This window comes from Muricauda sp. SCSIO 64092, assembly GCF_023016285.1.
Lineage (GTDB): Bacteria > Bacteroidota > Bacteroidia > Flavobacteriales > Flavobacteriaceae > Croceivirga.
This window is the reverse complement of sequence record NZ_CP095413.1, coordinates 2,507,677-2,522,956: the sequence shown is the minus strand read 5'-3', so window position 1 is coordinate 2,522,956 and position 15,280 is coordinate 2,507,677. Positions and strand designations below refer to the sequence as shown.

12 protein-coding genes are annotated in these 15,280 nt (G+C 42.5%); 3 read left to right on the top strand and 9 right to left on the bottom strand.

The genetic code is table 11. The annotated features are described in order from the left end of the window. Positions 1-108: 108 nt before the first annotated feature. Positions 109-1,239, top strand: a complete 1,131-nt coding sequence (locus tag L0P88_RS10630; RefSeq protein WP_247134546.1) for an AraC family transcriptional regulator — start codon at positions 109-111, stop codon at positions 1,237-1,239. 64 nt (positions 1,240-1,303) lie between these two features. Here L0P88_RS10630 and L0P88_RS10625 read toward each other — a convergent pair whose 3' ends face one another. Together L0P88_RS10625 and L0P88_RS10620 are read right to left on the bottom strand one after the other, a co-directional pair. Then, a complete protein-coding gene (locus tag L0P88_RS10625) occupies positions 1,304-2,779 on the bottom strand; it encodes a PHB depolymerase family esterase (RefSeq protein ID WP_247134545.1) in 1,476 nt (491 codons plus the stop codon). Positions 2,780-2,811: 32 nt separating this feature from the next. Next, the gene (locus L0P88_RS10620) at positions 2,812-3,729 is read right to left on the bottom strand and encodes an MBL fold metallo-hydrolase (protein WP_247134544.1); all 918 of its coding nucleotides are present in this window, start codon (positions 3,727-3,729) and stop codon (positions 2,812-2,814) included. A 196-nt stretch (positions 3,730-3,925) separates the two neighbouring features. Between L0P88_RS10620 and L0P88_RS10615 the strand changes: the two genes are divergently transcribed. Together L0P88_RS10615 and L0P88_RS10610 are read left to right on the top strand one after the other, a co-directional pair. Next, positions 3,926-5,848, top strand: a complete 1,923-nt coding sequence (locus tag L0P88_RS10615; protein ID WP_247134543.1) for a tetratricopeptide repeat protein — start codon at positions 3,926-3,928, stop codon at positions 5,846-5,848. After that, positions 5,845-6,474, top strand: a complete 630-nt coding sequence (locus tag L0P88_RS10610) for a response regulator transcription factor (RefSeq protein WP_247134542.1) — start codon at positions 5,845-5,847, stop codon at positions 6,472-6,474. Before L0P88_RS10615 ends, L0P88_RS10610 begins: the two co-directional genes overlap by 4 nt. A gap of 169 nt (positions 6,475-6,643) precedes the next feature. Here the strand turns inward: L0P88_RS10610 and L0P88_RS10605 are convergent, their stop codons facing one another. The 7 genes from L0P88_RS10605 to L0P88_RS10575 all read right to left on the bottom strand — a co-directional run bounded on the left by L0P88_RS10605 (position 6,644) and on the right by L0P88_RS10575 (position 15,032). Further along, positions 6,644-8,068 carry a hypothetical protein gene (locus L0P88_RS10605; protein ID WP_247134541.1) on the bottom strand — a complete coding sequence of 475 codons (1,425 nt, stop codon included), beginning with the start codon at positions 8,066-8,068 and terminating at the stop codon, positions 6,644-6,646. Positions 8,069-8,085: 17 nt separating this feature from the next. Beyond that, positions 8,086-10,902 carry a TonB-dependent receptor domain-containing protein gene (locus L0P88_RS10600; protein ID WP_247134540.1) on the bottom strand — a complete coding sequence of 939 codons (2,817 nt, stop codon included), beginning with the start codon at positions 10,900-10,902 and terminating at the stop codon, positions 8,086-8,088. A 256-nt stretch (positions 10,903-11,158) separates the two neighbouring features. Beyond that, on the bottom strand, positions 11,159-12,259 hold the full coding sequence (locus L0P88_RS10595) for a helix-turn-helix domain-containing protein (RefSeq protein WP_247134539.1): 1,101 nt from the start codon (positions 12,257-12,259) through the stop codon (positions 11,159-11,161). A 186-nt stretch (positions 12,260-12,445) separates the two neighbouring features. Beyond that, positions 12,446-13,183: a porin family protein gene (locus L0P88_RS10590; RefSeq protein ID WP_247134538.1), complete on the bottom strand. Its 738-nt coding sequence runs from the start codon at positions 13,181-13,183 to the stop codon at positions 12,446-12,448. A 90-nt stretch (positions 13,184-13,273) separates the two neighbouring features. Next, on the bottom strand, positions 13,274-13,720 hold the full coding sequence (locus tag L0P88_RS10585) for an SRPBCC family protein (RefSeq protein WP_247134537.1): 447 nt from the start codon (positions 13,718-13,720) through the stop codon (positions 13,274-13,276). 49 nt (positions 13,721-13,769) lie between these two features. Next, a complete protein-coding gene (locus tag L0P88_RS10580) occupies positions 13,770-14,243 on the bottom strand; it encodes a hypothetical protein (protein WP_247134536.1) in 474 nt (157 codons plus the stop codon). Between the two features lie 156 nt (positions 14,244-14,399). After that, entirely contained in the window at positions 14,400-15,032 is a 633-nt protein-coding gene (locus L0P88_RS10575; protein WP_247134865.1) for a peroxiredoxin, read from the bottom strand. Between the last annotated feature and the right edge of the window lie 248 nt (positions 15,033-15,280).

Genomic DNA, 15,280 nt, shown 5'->3' with positions numbered 1-15,280 from the left:
CCATGCGCTGCAACATGAAGGTTGGTACCTTTTCCCTGAGACATGAGACCAAACCCTGTAAAATGATACCCCATCCTTTTTATTATTCTATACTTTTAATAAAAAAAGATGCAGTATCTCTTTGTAGCCAGTGGGAGCCTGACCCTTTTTATCATTGCCCTTATTCTTGGAAGAAAGAATAGGTCTTTGCCAAATACCATCCTCGTGGTTTGGTTGGTGGTGTTCGTACTCAATCTAGTGTCCCTTTTTGTACTTTATGAGGCTACTGGTCCGTTCTCCAACGCACAGCATTTAATACTGGAGTTCAGCGAGGTCTCCATTTTCGCCCATGGGCCATTACTGTGGTTATATACCCAATCCTTGACCGAAGAAGGTTTTGGCCTAAATCGAAAACATGCTTACCATTTCCTTCCCTTTGGTATTGGATACTTGATTTTTGTAATCCAAATCTTTGGCAAAATGGAGATGGTCCCTTTACTGAGAAATTCCATAACCATTTTAAAAATGGGCAGTCTTTTGGTATACCTGATGCTCGTACTGGTCAAATTGAAAAGGCATCAGGTGCGTGTCCCACATATTTTTTCCAATATTGAGGAAAAGAATTTAAGTTGGATCGGTTTTTTAAGTTGGGGAATCCTTATCATTTGGGCCATTGCCAGTGGTAGTCTCCTCTTAGATCGATTGACCACCGTGCATATCCCTCAATATGGCGGGTTAATTGCACATATTTCCACTTGTATTTTCATTTTCCTAATGGGCTATTTTGGTCTCAATCAGCCCTCTGTGTTCACGGGCCACCAAAATGTGGTGTTCCATTCGGAAGCCCATAATGCCCTAAAAAAGGAAATGAAGGGGGAACACTCCATGAAGTATAAACATTCGGGCCTGGACGTAAAGGGGTCCAAAAAAATCCAAAAAGAACTTTTGGAACTCATGAAAACGGCCAAGCCCTATTTGGAGAAGGAGCTTACCTTGTACAATCTGGCCGAACGGTTACGGGTACAACCCAACCATTTGTCCCAGGTGATCAATAGTCTCGAAGGAAAGAACTTTTTTGATTTCATCAATAGGTATCGGGTGGAAGCGGCAAAAGAAAAAATTCTCCTAAACCATTATCAAAACCTCACCTTGTTGGGAATAGCCTTTGAAAGTGGGTTTAATTCCAAGGCCTCATTCAATAGGGCATTTAAAAAGCTTACGGGACAAACCCCTACGGAATATCGAAAAATAAATGAGTAACTGTTCTGCGCTGGTCTGGACCCTATCATATCTATTGTGTTTTTACAAATCAGTATGAATGGCCTTACTCATTTTCCCTTGACAGACGGTGTCTTTTAAAAAAATTCCAGATTTCGATGCTGGCATCAATATTTTGATTGGTATGGCCAAGATTCCCAGAGATAAATTCAGCCCATTTCGGACATCCCGGCCAGGTGTGTCCCCCATTGATAATTTTGTAGAGCAGTACTTCCGCATCATTGGTCTTGCTTGTATATCTTTCCCTAATGACAGTGGATATTGATCTTGAATTGGCGTGGGCCAAAGTATCGACTTCAGGAACATCCAAGGTCTGGTTATGTTTTTTCCAGATTTCAATTTCATCGGATACACTTATAAATTCATTCACCGAAAGTGGGCCTCCCCCATATTTTACAAATTTATCCTCGGTTCCATGCATCATCAATACGGATATCGGTTTTGAATTGTTGCAAACTAGAGGGAATTCGGTGGTTCTTGTACATGATACGGGAGCAATCGCTGCAATTTTATCCTGTAAATCACATGCCAAGGCAATGCACATGGCCCCTCCATTGCTAAAACCAGTGACGTAAACCCTATTGGGATCAATATGATACTGTGCGATCAATGTATCGATCATGCTTGCAATGAACTGAATATCATTATGATTCCCTTCTTTATAATAGGCGTTCCAGTAACTTTTATTTGAGGGAGCATAGGTCATGCCCTGTGGCAGGGCCATAATAAAACCTTCTTTATCCGCTATGCTTCTAAAATCAGCATAAAGCATTTGTTGCCAAGAATTGCCGCTATGGCCGTGCAGGTTTATTAATAGCGGAACAGGTTCTTCGGTAATATGGTAGGATTTTGGTATGTAGAGTTTATAGGTTCTTACTTCCCCATCAAAATCGATACGTTCATTCTTTGTGTTTTTCTGGATGCCCCTATAGACATAGATAATGCCGGCCAACAGTAAAAACAAGATACTTAAAACGATATGCATTAGTTTAAATTTCATTGATTGCCGTTCGTCACTTTTGCTTATTTGGTTCGGTGAGTGTAGGCCAATTCTATTTCCTTCTGTATCCAAAAACAACGCAAAGAAACCGCTTTCATCTGCATGGGAGGTTTTGGGAACACTGATTTTTCCCCCGTTTTTTTCGACCTTATTGAGAATAACTTGAAGATCAGGTCCGCCATTAAGGTAAATGGTCACTCCATCGGACGAAGGACGGTATCCCTCCCCCTTAATGATAACACCCATGACCATTTGACCTTCGTATGGGAATATCCCCATTTCCATTTCTGGGACGGCCATCTGCTCAATTTTGATATCCAAAATGCTTTCATAAAAATGGACTGCTCGGGAAATGTTGGTTGCTGGAATTTCAAAAATGGAAATACGGCTTTCCATTCCATGGGTTGCTTGCTTTTCGTTGGATAGTCCTTTTTGTATTTCCCGATGAGCCCCATTTTGGCCATAGCAAGTCGTAAAATGAAGTGCGAGTGTTGTTATAGCATATAGAAGTATTGGTTTCATTTCTATTTTAAGTTAGAATTTGCACTGTTTTGTTACTGCTTTAAAAGGCCATAGAGCATTGCCAGGTATTCTTCCGTGGTTTGTGCCCCACCATTGCCCAAATCATCGTATTCCATAAGAACTTTATCCGCTACCATTTCTTCAAGGGACTTTCCGCTTTTGATGCTATTTTCAACAATTTGAGTCGATTTTTTGAGCATATCCAAATATTCCCCCAACTCTTGCATGGTGCTCACCTGTCCATGTCCCGGAACAACTTTGCAATCCTTGGGAAAACGGTTTAAAATGTCTTCAAGGGACAGGATGAGCTGTTTTAGATTTCCCCCACTACTTGTGTAAACCGCAGGAAACATCCCTTGAAAAAAAATATCCCCCAGATGTAAAACTTTTGATTCCTTGAAAAAAATGATGATATCGTTATCCGTATGACTATTGGGGTAATGAATCATTTCCACGGATTCCCCATTGAAATGAATTTCAAGATGGTCCGAAAAAGTGATTGTTGGGAGCAGGTCCAGAATTTGTGGTTTGGTACGGCTGTATGCCTCTAACCGTTCAAAGAGATTTTTATGCCCAATTACTAGTGTACCTCCCTCTTTTAAGCTTTTATTTCCTTGAATATGGTCTCCATGAAAATGGGAATTTATGGCGATTTCGATTTTTTTATCGGTAATCTCTGCGACCGCTTTTTTTAGCTTCGGCATCATCCAATCATACATATTGTCCACAAGAAGGACTCCGTCCCCACCTATCGAAACGGTAACGTTCCCACCACCAAAACCAAGTATGCCCTCCATAAAATAGATGGAATCCGCAATCTTTGATGTTTTGACCTCGACCGCGCGCCATTCCTGGCCTGAACTAAAAGTTATGGTTGAAAGGAATACGGTCAACGTAATTCGGGTTCCCCTGTCCAAAAAGAGTGGCCATTTTCGATTGCCTGATTTCATGGTGCATTGGTTATATGTGGCTTCTCCTGTTGGACTGCATGACGTTGCTATCACTGCATTCCACTTTTGCCGGTCGAAAAGTACATTTGAAACGGTCTGTGGATCATGGTTGTTTACTACTATTCTTTTTTTATCAAATACAACTATAGGGCATCTGTGTTTTTTCTAGTATTTTGAATAGCATAAAACAGCAAAAATGTCTTGCTACATAAAGAAACTGTGTATTGCCTTTTTGGTACTGATTTCCAACGGCATTTTTAGCACCCAAGGTGTGTATGCCGTTGATACCGTTTTTTTAAACTCCGATACCGCTCTTAAACCAATACAGCAACCTGAACTGGATCAGTTAATGGCCAATAGTACCGCAGGTTCCGTGTTATTAAAGCTGGAAAGGTATTTTAGGGAGCGGAAAGCCTATTCCAAATATCATTCGAGCGATAAAAAAATTAGACTGCTCAGTTTAAATACTTTGACGAACTACTTAATTGAAACCAAGGCGCTGGACAGTGCCTTAAACGTAAATGAGAGAGCCCTAAAAATACAGCTGGACACCAACAAGGAACTCATGGTAGAGGCCTATCACAATGCCGCCACCATCCAATATGAACTGTCGTATTACAATGATGGTATGGAATGGAGTTTAAAGGCCCTGGATTTGGCACAAAGCATTGGAGATAAAAAAGGACAAATTGAGGCGCTCAATGATGCCGGCATCACCCATTGGCGATTTGGAAATATTACCAAGGCTAAGGAGTATTTGGAAGAAGCCCTGGACATGAGCCGATCGGACCCCGTCGACTATCAGTCAACCATCCTTTCAAATTTAGGATTGGTCTATCTCGAAGAAAAAAACTATGAAAAAGCCATCGAACTTTTCGAAAGTTCAGTGGAAATCGATATAAGGAAAAATGAAGACCATCAAATAGGCATCACGTACAATAACCTGGGACTGGCCTATAAACAACTTAACAGATTTAAAGGGGCCAATATGTATTTGGAGAAGGCTTACCGAATAAGTAAAGCCAATAAGGACTATAAAAATGTTGTGCTGTCCCTTGGCAATAACTCAAGGGTATTGGCAAAATTGGGAATGTACGATGAAGCCAGTGAAAAACTGGATGAGGCCCTGGATATATTGAAAATGACAGGATCCAGTGATGGCTATGCCCATATTCATTATGCGTACTTCCTATTGAACAAAGAGATTGGGAATTATGAATCGGCTTTGTCCAATTTACAGTTACACCATACTTGGAAAGACAGTGTTTTGCTCAAAAACAACAAGGCAAAAATCACGGAACTGAATCTCAAGCATGAAGCCAGACAAAAGGAAAACGAGATTCTAAGATTATCCGAGCAGAACCTTATCCAAGAAAGGGACCTTCTAAAAAAAGACCGTATGATCAAGACTTTTGTACTGGGCGGGTTAGTATTGATTTTGCTCCTTATTTCCATTGCCTTTATTTTTCTAAAACGAGCGGAACTCAGGAAGCAGAAAATGATTTTCGATACCATCGCCAAAACAGAAATTGAGGAACAGCATCGAATTGCCAGAGATCTGCACGATAGTATTGGAACCATGCTCGCCTCCCTTAAAAACCATCTTTCCCTGATAATGGTAAAAAATCAAAAAAGTGAGACCGCTCTTGACCAAGCCAAAAAAATGCTCACTAAATCCATTGAGGAAACCCGAAGGATTTCCCATAACATGATGCCCGAAGAGCTTATCAAATTTGGGTTGGTTTCCGCTATAGAAGGAATTTTGGATGATGTAAGGGTGTCTTCCAATATGAAGGTCACCTTTGAGCATGACATGAACAATACCGTTATTGACAAGTCCAAGGAACTACACATTTATAGGATAGTACAGGAACTTGTCCAAAACAGCCTCAAACATTCCAAATCCGATTTTTTAACGGTAATTTTAAAATGCGATGACCGCCACATTTCATTAAAGGTGGAAGACAAAGGCAAAGGATTTGAATATGTAAAGGAAATGGCCAATGGGTATGGCCTAAAAAACATACAATCGCGTGTTGCCTTTTTAAAAGGAAAACTGAGTATAGAAACCCAAATCAATAAAGGATCAATTGTAAACCTTAACATCCCGTTATCATGATCAAGGTAATAATAGCAGATGACCACCGAATATTCCGGGAAGGAATAGTGGCGCTCCTGGCCGATGAAAAAAACATAGAAGTTATTGCCGAATCCAACAATGGGCAAGAATTGATGAACCTATTGAAAGGGCTGAAACCCAATGTGATTTTGATGGACATTGAGATGCCCATTATGAATGGTATTGATTGTACCTGGGAAATCGTGGCCAAGTATCCCTCCATAAAAATTATCGCACTTTCCATGCATATTCAGTCCGCCTTTATCAAACAAATGCTAAAAGCCGGGGTCCACGGATACCTGCAAAAAGACATTGGCAAGAAAGAATTGGTAAAAGCGATTGAGACCGTTATGAAAACAGGTAGTTATTTTGGTGACAAAATAGGCAACCTGGTCCTGTTGAGCCTCAGGGAAAATGAAAAAAGTCACGAACTCACCCCCCGGGAAAAGGAAATCATCCAATTGATCGTGAACCAGAACACTACTGATGAAATTGCCAATATTCTGCACATTAGTAAGTACACGGTAGAATCGCATCGACAGAACATTTTATTGAAATTGGATTTGCGCAATACCGCCGGATTGGTGAAATACGCGATTGAAAATGCCATCGTAGTGGAAAAATGAGCTTTGCAAATGGCGCAACGTGATAGCCCAAGTATTTGGGCCATAGAATGCCGTTAAGGGAAAAACCACGTAACACCTTAATCCAAAAAAACCACCAAAAGAGTTTGGTGGTTTTTTTGGGTTCCTATCACCATCCCCTCATAAAGGAATGGAAATGGACTTATCGACATCAATGAAATGGCAATACCAAATCGGACTCTTTATTGCCCACTAAAATTTGGGTCACATCAACAACAGTTGTCGCTACCCCGGCAGCGGCATCGTAGGTAATGGCATCCAGGTCGGTTACTACTGCGGCAATAAAAGGGGGAATTACCGGAACTGTTCCAGGATCGCCCATGGAAATATTGTCATTCTGCAAGATTTCGTTTTCATCAATGACCAGTTTGATCCCCATATCCACAAAACGAATTCCTTCCGCTATAAATACCTCCTGTCTTGTCCGGTACAGTAGTTCCACGGCATTGTCACCGGCGACCATCATGTCCACATCAAATTCGGTCAAGGATGTGCCGGAAACGGCAGGAATATCCACATTTCCGGCCTGCCTATCCAAAACCAATCCCAATCCCCTAAAATTCACTGCCACGCCGGCATTATCAGGTCTTGAACCAGGGGCATTCTCGGTCCTTCCCTCTATACTGTCATCAATGTTCCTTACCTCCCGGGTTGCAATTACGTCCAGTAAATTCCTTAGGTTGTCCTGAGCTGCAGCAATGTTTCCGTCGGAAATATTGGCCTCTGCAAGGATCAGGTGGGCTTCCTCCGCTTTTAAATAATGTACCGGAGGGTCTTCCTCTGCCGTAAGGAAGGAATATTTTGGGTCCAAAAAATCCAAGGTGGGCAATGGCTGGAGATCGTCAAAAGTACCCCGGGCAAAAAGGGCCGCTTCCATGGTATTGGTCGGTCCATTGGCCTGATCAAAGGTCGCAAATCGATCAAAACTTCCATCCAAGGCCAGTGCTTGTTGGGCAGCGGCTACGGCATCCGCTTTGTTTCCTAAATAGTAATTTGCCCGGGCCTTTGCCAAATGGTACTCCGGTAAGGGGTTTAAACCAATAGCCAGGTCAAGGGCCGCAATCGCATCCCGGTAGTTTTGGGCCGAACTTATGGGGATACCTACAGGTTCTTGGGGCAAGGCCGAAAAATACATCGCCGAATACAGTAATGAAATTCCATAAAAGAAATGGTACTCCGCTTCCGTTGTTGCCACATATTCAGGATCTGCCGGGCCTACCTGGGTCAATCCAAACACCGCCATCTCCCGAAGTCTTTGAACCGTGAAGGCGGCGTTCCTAATATTGGGGTCCGTCACACGGATATCCAATTCATCCATAAACTGACTAAAGAATGTTTGGGTGTTCACATAATTGTCAGAGCCCAGTTCTGCCAATACCAAAGTATTGTTGATTGCGAGCGAAAGTTGTCTTTCCAAACCCGACAGCCAAATGACCGAGGAATTTGGCTGTCCAATTACCGATCCCTCGGACAAATTGGGGTTTTCCACTTCGGTAAAATCTACTACGCTACTGAAATCATCGGTGCAACCGACGACCAAAAAAAGGGTGCTAAAAGCTAAAATTATCCTATTCATTTTTTTTCTTTTTTTCGTTAGAATTGAAATCGTAAAGAACTCAGGAAGATTCTCGGCAAGGATTCCGTTCCATAGGCAAAACCACCACTGGCAAATCCGTTTTGTAGGGAGATTCCCGAACCGGTATTCTCCGGGTCAAAGTTTCCTGCTGTCCAGTTGAAGGGGTTGGTTACCGTGAGGCCAAACCGTATGTTGGAGAAAGGTTTTACTACATTTCCAAAATCATACGTAGCACCTATGGTTCTTATTTTAATGAAATCATTGTCAAAAACAAAGAAGTTTACATAGTTGAATGGCGAGGTGCCGCTAGCAATCAGTTCTTCGGGAATACCTTCATTATCAAAGCCCCGTAAATGTCTCAACAGAAAGCTCAGATCGGTAATCTTGCCACCAAATTGATAATCTCCCGTGGCAAAAAGGTTAAAACTCCCCCACGAGTAATTCAGCCCCAGGGAACCAAAATATGGGGCAAACGTATCTCCCAGAACCGCATTGTCCTCGAATTCATAAGTGCCATCGCTTTGAAGCACGGCGGCAGTACCCCTAAGGTATCCCAAACTCTGGCTCTCCTCTACCACGGAGCCGATAACTTGGAACCCTCCTACTACGAATGGAGCTCCACCCCCCGAACTTACCACTTCATTTTCATTGATATTGTACGAAAAGTTAATGCCCAGACGGTGCTTTTCGGTTTGGATCAAAGTCGCGTCCAGTGCAAGTTCCCATCCTTTATTGGATACCTCTCCAATGTTTTGAATTTGGTTCAATTGACCTGTTGATGGTGGGGATACCGGTGTAAAAAGTGCGTCCTCCGTAGTAGCGTCGTATCGTGTACCGCTCAAATTGAGCCGATTTCCAAAAAAACCCAGCTCCAAACCAAATTCGGTGGTCTTCACCCGTTCCGAAACCAAATCCGGATTTCCCGGATTGGCGAATGTGAAAGAAGGCGCCCCTAAAAAGGAATTCAGCGAAAAGGTCCTGTCCTGTGAAAATGGCTGTGCAAAATTGGTGGCTTCCCCATAATTCGCCCTGAACTTTATTGTCGAGACGATATCATTGATGCCATTTCTTTTATAAAAATCGTGATCGGAAAAGTTGTAGACCACCCCAATTTTTGGAAGGAACAAAGGATTGGTGTTCTCTCCGGCAGATGTATTTCTATCCAGTCTGCCCCCCAATTCCAAAAAAGCCACGTCAAAGAAACCAACGTTCTCCAAAAAATAGAGGCCATAATTGGCATTTTCCAGTACAAAATCAAAAGCGGTTTGGGTGGCAAAATTGTTGATCGATCGTGTTCCATCCACACCCCCAGTGCCATTGATCTGATTTTGCCTGTCCGTACTCCTAAAGAACTGTCCTCCTAAAATCGTAACAAATGACAAATCCCCCAGATTGGCCTTATGGGTAAAGTTGAGGTCTGCAGTAACCGTAAACGCATTTCGTAACAACCTCCCCAGAATGGCCTGGTCGGTGGTCCCTTCTGGAATACCGCCCGTAGCTATTTGAAAACTATTGCTTTGGACCTGTTCCGAAACGGAAGTTCGATAGTCTATCCCTACCGTTGCATTAACTTGAACCGAATTTGAAAGGGTATATGTAAACTTGTTCGAACCTGTAATCCTATTTATGGTTTGCGTGTTCACCACCAAAGGATTTATCCTGTCCGATCTTTCCAACTCGGCCTGCCATTCTTCATCGGTAAGCTCATCCAGGTTGCCACGACCAGCACTCTCAAAGCCAGAAAATCTTGAAAGCGTGGTAAAATTGGCATTGAAGTCCAGGTTGGACTCAAAACCGGTGTACGAGAACGAACCTTGATAATCCATCTTTTCGGATAATTTGGCTTTATATCCAAAAGTGAACGAGCGTTTTACCTGCTCGTTCAAATTGTTGAAGGAATCGTCCTTGTACAGGCTTCCCCCAAAATTGTAGGAAAACCCTTTTCCTCCACCGCTAAAACCAACTTTGAACTCTTGGGACATTCCCGGACTGAACAGTGCCTCGGCAGTTCTTTTGTACTTTAAATAGTCCTCTGTTCCTTTAATTACGCCCAAACTACTCTCAAAAAAGGCGGTTGCCCTACCCTCGCGACCTTTTTTGGTAATGACCTGAATTACCCCATTGGCGGCATCGGCACCATACAAAGTGGTCGCGGCACCCCCTTTTATATATTCAATTCGCTCTATGGATTCCACGGGAATATCCGCAAGGGCCGAAACATTGGCGCCTCCGGTACCCAAGCCCAATTGTGGGCTTGAATTTAAATTGTCCACCCTAACCCCATCCACAATAATTACGGGGGTAGAAGAGGTAGCAGCAGAAATTGGCCCCCTGGTCCGTATTATGGAAGCGGTGCCAGGTTGCCCGGAACTTAGCCTTATCTGGGCGCTTGGTGTGCTGGCCTGCAACATCGCATCTATCTGATTGGAGGGGAGTTTGTCAATATCTTCCTCCGTCAGCACGTCCACGGTAGTGGAGAGTTTTCGCTTTTGGATACCAGAGCCTTGGCCGGTTACAATGACTTCTTCCAATGCTTCTGCATCCTCAACCATTTGGATATCGATTACATTGGATTCCCCTATAGGTTGTGTTACCGTTTTTTGTCCCAGATAGGAAAAAACCAGTGTTTGGCCATTGTTCCCTTGGATGGTATAATTTCCGTCAAAATCGGTCTGTGTGCCATTGCTTGTTCCTTGAACAATCACATTGACCCCTGGCAAGGGCAACCCGTTTTGATCGGTAACCGTACCTCTGATTGTTTTGTTCTGCGCCAGTGTAATTGTAGTTCCCAAAATAAAGAATACCAACACCAGCCAATAATTACTTCGATCCATGAATTTTAGAATTTAGGTTAGAGATTATTTGAGCTAGTGCAACCGAGAAAGGAGGGTAAAAGGTAAATTTTTGCTAATTCAAATCACCTTACCAATGAGAACAAAACCAACAGACCAATTTCGCGTCTTAAATAGTGTAAGACCCCAGTGACCCTACCTTTACAATTGCGGGGTAAAACAAATGAATAGCGGTTCGGAAAGGGTTATTTTAAGTTGGGGTTGACCAAAAACCTGACGCAGGTTTACCATTAACCCATTATGCAGACATACTAAGTTCAACATACCTTTTTGGGGTGTGTCCCGTGGATTTTTTAAAGGCTTTATAAAACGAAACTTTGTTGTTGAAGCCTGTTTGATAAACAATTTCAATAACTTTTAATCGGCAATCTTCCTGGTTCTTCAACAGTGTTTTTGCTTCCTCAATTCTGAACTTGTTTATGAAGTCATAAAAGCCCATTTCAAATTGTTCATTGATGATTTGGGACACATAATGCCGTGGGATACTCAAACGATTTGCAAGACCGTCCAGGGTAAGATCATTGTTCAAATAGAGTTTCTCTTCTTCGATCAATTTTAAAAGTTTGTTCTTCAGCTCTTCCGATAGTTCCTGAGACAATCCACTACGACAATATTTTTCAGGAGGCCCCGCTTTTTTGAGCACATTTTTATCCCATAGAATTTTGGGATGGAAATAGGCCACATAGCCCAAAATCAAAACAAAAGCACCGATGGTACCAAGGGCAAGAATATCCGAATAAACGACCATATTGGTATTTAGGTACGAGGAAATAAATAGGGTAAAGAAAAGATACACGGCAAATAAGATCGTCACCCAGTTCCTAAGAAGATTGCCAAATCCGCTGTGGTTCTTTTTTAGAAAAACCGCTATCCCAAAACCATAAAGTATAAGATGAACAATTAAAGTGTAGGGGTTAAAAACAAACTGGTACAGTTGGGCCAAATAAAATAGCCCCAAATACTCTCCCAGAATACTCCCTGTTGTGATAAGTGCGGGAAAAAAATGAAGTAAACTCACCGTTTTGTACCTTCCTTGACCCAGTAAATTGAAAATATACAGGTAATTCAAAGGGCCAATGGTAAACAATATGATTCTGATAAATCCGTCATCCAATAGGGAGGGCCTATGAACAGGTTGATCCAGAAATATAATGGCATACGTCAGGACAATAACGCAGTACGAAACTACCACAAGACCAAGACGGATATTCGATGTATTGTTTTGCTTCCCTTTGCCTATGATCAAGAGACTCAATAGTAACCCTTGACTCGCCAATACCAAAGAACAACTTGTCCACAAATTCAATACATCAAAAGCTCCGGGGGATTCGCTTATCACAGATAAAACCATTTGCACCTAACTTTATTCCTTCCAATTTTTATCCCTAAAGTAGGGCTTCTTTAACGTGGACCAATCCTAGGTATTTACCAAACTTTCCCTAGTTGTTATCTACTAAAAAATGCATTGGTCCATTCATTTTATGAATCCCGCCAATGCATTTTTAACCAAGGGTGAAAACTTGGATTACCAGGTTTTTAGGGTATACAGTACACCCAATCTAATGACCCGGTTTTTGACGTCTCCAAAACCTTGCTGTTCTTCAAGGTTGAGAAACCCGTGGTCGTAACCCAACTGAACACTAAGATTGTCATTAAAAATATAACCCACCCCCAAGGTTGCGGCCAGATCAAATCCTTTATAATTGTCTTTTACATCTTGCTCGGTGGTGTCCCCATTTACCTCACTTTTTTCATTGGCACCCAACAATATTGAAGGTTGCAAGCCACCCTGAACAGTAAACTTTGGCCTTATGGGATACCGCAATTGCAAAGGAATGTCAATGTAGGTCAAACGTGTTTTGATGGACCCCAGATTGTCAATGGTGGTCTTGCTCCCTTTGGTACTGAACCGCAGACCTGTCTGGGCGGATAACTTTGAATTTAAGGGCGTATCCAAACTGGCCCCGATAAAAAACCCAGGAATGGCTTCTTCGGAACCTCCACCAAAAAAACTGGATGCGGAACCAGCACCCGCTATGGAGGAACTTGCGGTCGCTTGATGTTGGCCTTCAACACAATCCTCGCATCGGCCCTGTAACTGTGGTGCATCATCATATGGTGAATATTCCCTGTCCACCGCTCGGGTTCCAAGGTTCGGTCCCGCTTCTACACTAAGGGAACCGAATATTGAGGCACAGCTTACATACAATGCCAAAAAGCCAACCACGGTTATATGACATGCTATTTTTTTTAGTATTCTCATTTTGTTCGTTTTTTATTGTTTTACTGTTTTGAAAAATTGCCTTGTTGGTGGTATCCACCCTTTCCCAAAAAGGATGGCAGCGAAAAGGGCTTAGGGCGATTCAAGGTTTCTCTTAAGACTTGCCAACCGTTGTTTTGTATGCTGCCTCAAAACACGATTTACCATAAGACCAACTAGATTGAATGGAAACCGAAGTTGATAGGAATACAAAAAGCTAACTTCGGTTGCCTTTCTGGAGGTAGCCTTGAATACCCAACATCCATGAAATGAGCTGAACATATATGGCCCTTGAATCATTTCAATAGCGGTTCTTTCCGGTCTATTGAAGGTTATGTACCGGGTTACCATGCTATGTCCATTATGGGCCACGCAATGTGCTTTTGCCCCTACATTGGCCGTACTAACCCCATCCAGCAGATCTGCTTGGCTTAACAGCGTATCCCAATCAAGCCTAAACCTATAGTTTTGCGTATAATCAAAAACATCCCGCTGTTCTCTTTCAATGGCTATTTGCTCTCTACAACTGATACGCCCCATGGCTAAATATTGTCTGCTAAACCGATGTTGAACCTTACTACCGTTGAAATTATGGGCACCTGCCATTCCCCGGGGCAAAGACATAGGTGACGTTACCTATTCTCCATTTCCCTGCAAGCATTTTTTGAATATCTATGGGATAATAATTCTTGGTGCCGGTATAATCCGTTATTTCCAAATAGTAGCCTCCTTGATAGTCCAATACTTGCCAATCCCCTTCGTTTTCCGCTACACCAGCGCCATAGGCCCTATTATTTCTGTTGCTTGTATGCTGCGTACCCTTAACCGTGTAGGAACCATCATAGGAATACTGATATCTGCCGTTGGGGCAGAAATCGATATACGTAATGGCACTAGCCGAATTATCGCTCAAGTAAGAAGACTCTGAGTAGGTCACCAATTGACTCCCATTAATATAATTTGTCAGTTTCTCCACATCACTTTGCGCAGTTACCTTAACCGCGACAAAAGTGAACGTGAGGAGAACTAACGTTCGGTAATTTTTTCTGACTATTTTTTTCATCTTATTCATGTGCTTTGCTTCCTAAGGAAATTCATTGCTAATTGATGGCAAGGAAATACTCCTTTGAATGTGCAGACTCCCATCACTAAAGATGTTATGGAGTCTGCATCAAACCAAAAACTGATCTACATCAACAAAAAAACAATGCCTAAATAATTACACCTGTGGTGTTAATCTCAAATAGGGCTTTACTGTTTTAAATCCTTTGGGGAACCGTTTTGTTGCTTCTTCATTGCTTATTGAAGGTAAAATGACACAATCATCGCCTTTCTTCCAATTGGCAGGGGTCGCCAACATCTCGTATTCGGTAAGCTGCAGCGAATCTATTACCCTCAATAGCTCGTCAAAATTTCTTCCCGTAGCAGCGGGATACGTAAGTATCAGCCTCACTTTTTTGTCGGGGGCGATAATGAAAACGGAGCGCACCGTCATCGTGGAATCCGCATTGGGATGAATCATTCCGTACAAACTGGCAATCGTTCTATCCGCATCGGCAATCAATGGGAAATCGACACTTGCATTCTGGGTTTCCTCGATGTCCTTAATCCACTCGAAATGGGACTCCAGGGAATCCACACTAATGGCGGCTAGTTTTATCTTGCGTTCGTCAAATTCATTTTGAAAGTTGGCCATTGTGCCCAACTCCGTGGTACATACCGGGGTGAAGTCAGCTGGATGTGATACCAACATCCCCCAATTTTCACCCAGCCATTCATGGTAATCCATCCTTCCTTTTGTTGTATTCGCTGTAAAGTTTGGGGCAATGTCCCCCAATCGAATCGCATTCATGTGTTCCGTATTTTGATTAATAAATTCCTTGTTATTCATTGTGCTCTCCCTTTATGAACAGTTCTGAACAGCACTTTTGTCATTGTGTACAACGCCAGTACCCATCCCTTCCTCCCTTGACCAAAGACAGAAGATTATTGCTTTCTGCTTGGTTGTATTCCGTTAAACAATGCTTGTTTAAATGGAACCTATGGGATGAATGGCGGTTCAGTACGAATTGCTATCGCAAAGGGAATGGTTTGGAATCA

Excerpts from the sequence above, each read along its gene's own strand:
- L0P88_RS10575 (WP_247134865.1), bottom strand. The coding sequence starts at position 15,032 with ATGAATGCGATTCGATTGGGGGACATTGCCCCAAACTTTACAGCGAAT.
- L0P88_RS10605 (WP_247134541.1), bottom strand. The coding sequence starts at position 8,068 with ATGAATAGGATAATTTTAGCTTTTAGCACCCTTTTTTTGGTCGTCGGT.
- L0P88_RS10580 (WP_247134536.1), bottom strand. The coding sequence starts at position 14,243 with ATGAAAAAAATAGTCAGAAAAAATTACCGAACGTTAGTTCTCCTCACG.
- L0P88_RS10600 (WP_247134540.1), bottom strand. The coding sequence starts at position 10,902 with ATGGATCGAAGTAATTATTGGCTGGTGTTGGTATTCTTTATTTTGGGA.
- L0P88_RS10610 (WP_247134542.1), top strand. The coding sequence starts at position 5,845 with ATGATCAAGGTAATAATAGCAGATGACCACCGAATATTCCGGGAAGGA.
- L0P88_RS10615 (WP_247134543.1), top strand. The coding sequence starts at position 3,926 with ATGTCTTGCTACATAAAGAAACTGTGTATTGCCTTTTTGGTACTGATT.
- L0P88_RS10625 (WP_247134545.1), bottom strand. The coding sequence starts at position 2,779 with ATGAAACCAATACTTCTATATGCTATAACAACACTCGCACTTCATTTT.
- L0P88_RS10620 (WP_247134544.1), bottom strand. The coding sequence starts at position 3,729 with ATGAAATCAGGCAATCGAAAATGGCCACTCTTTTTGGACAGGGGAACC.
- L0P88_RS10630 (WP_247134546.1), top strand. The coding sequence starts at position 109 with ATGCAGTATCTCTTTGTAGCCAGTGGGAGCCTGACCCTTTTTATCATT.
- L0P88_RS10590 (WP_247134538.1), bottom strand. The coding sequence starts at position 13,183 with ATGAGAATACTAAAAAAAATAGCATGTCATATAACCGTGGTTGGCTTT.
- L0P88_RS10585 (WP_247134537.1), bottom strand. The coding sequence starts at position 13,720 with ATGGGGCGTATCAGTTGTAGAGAGCAAATAGCCATTGAAAGAGAACAG.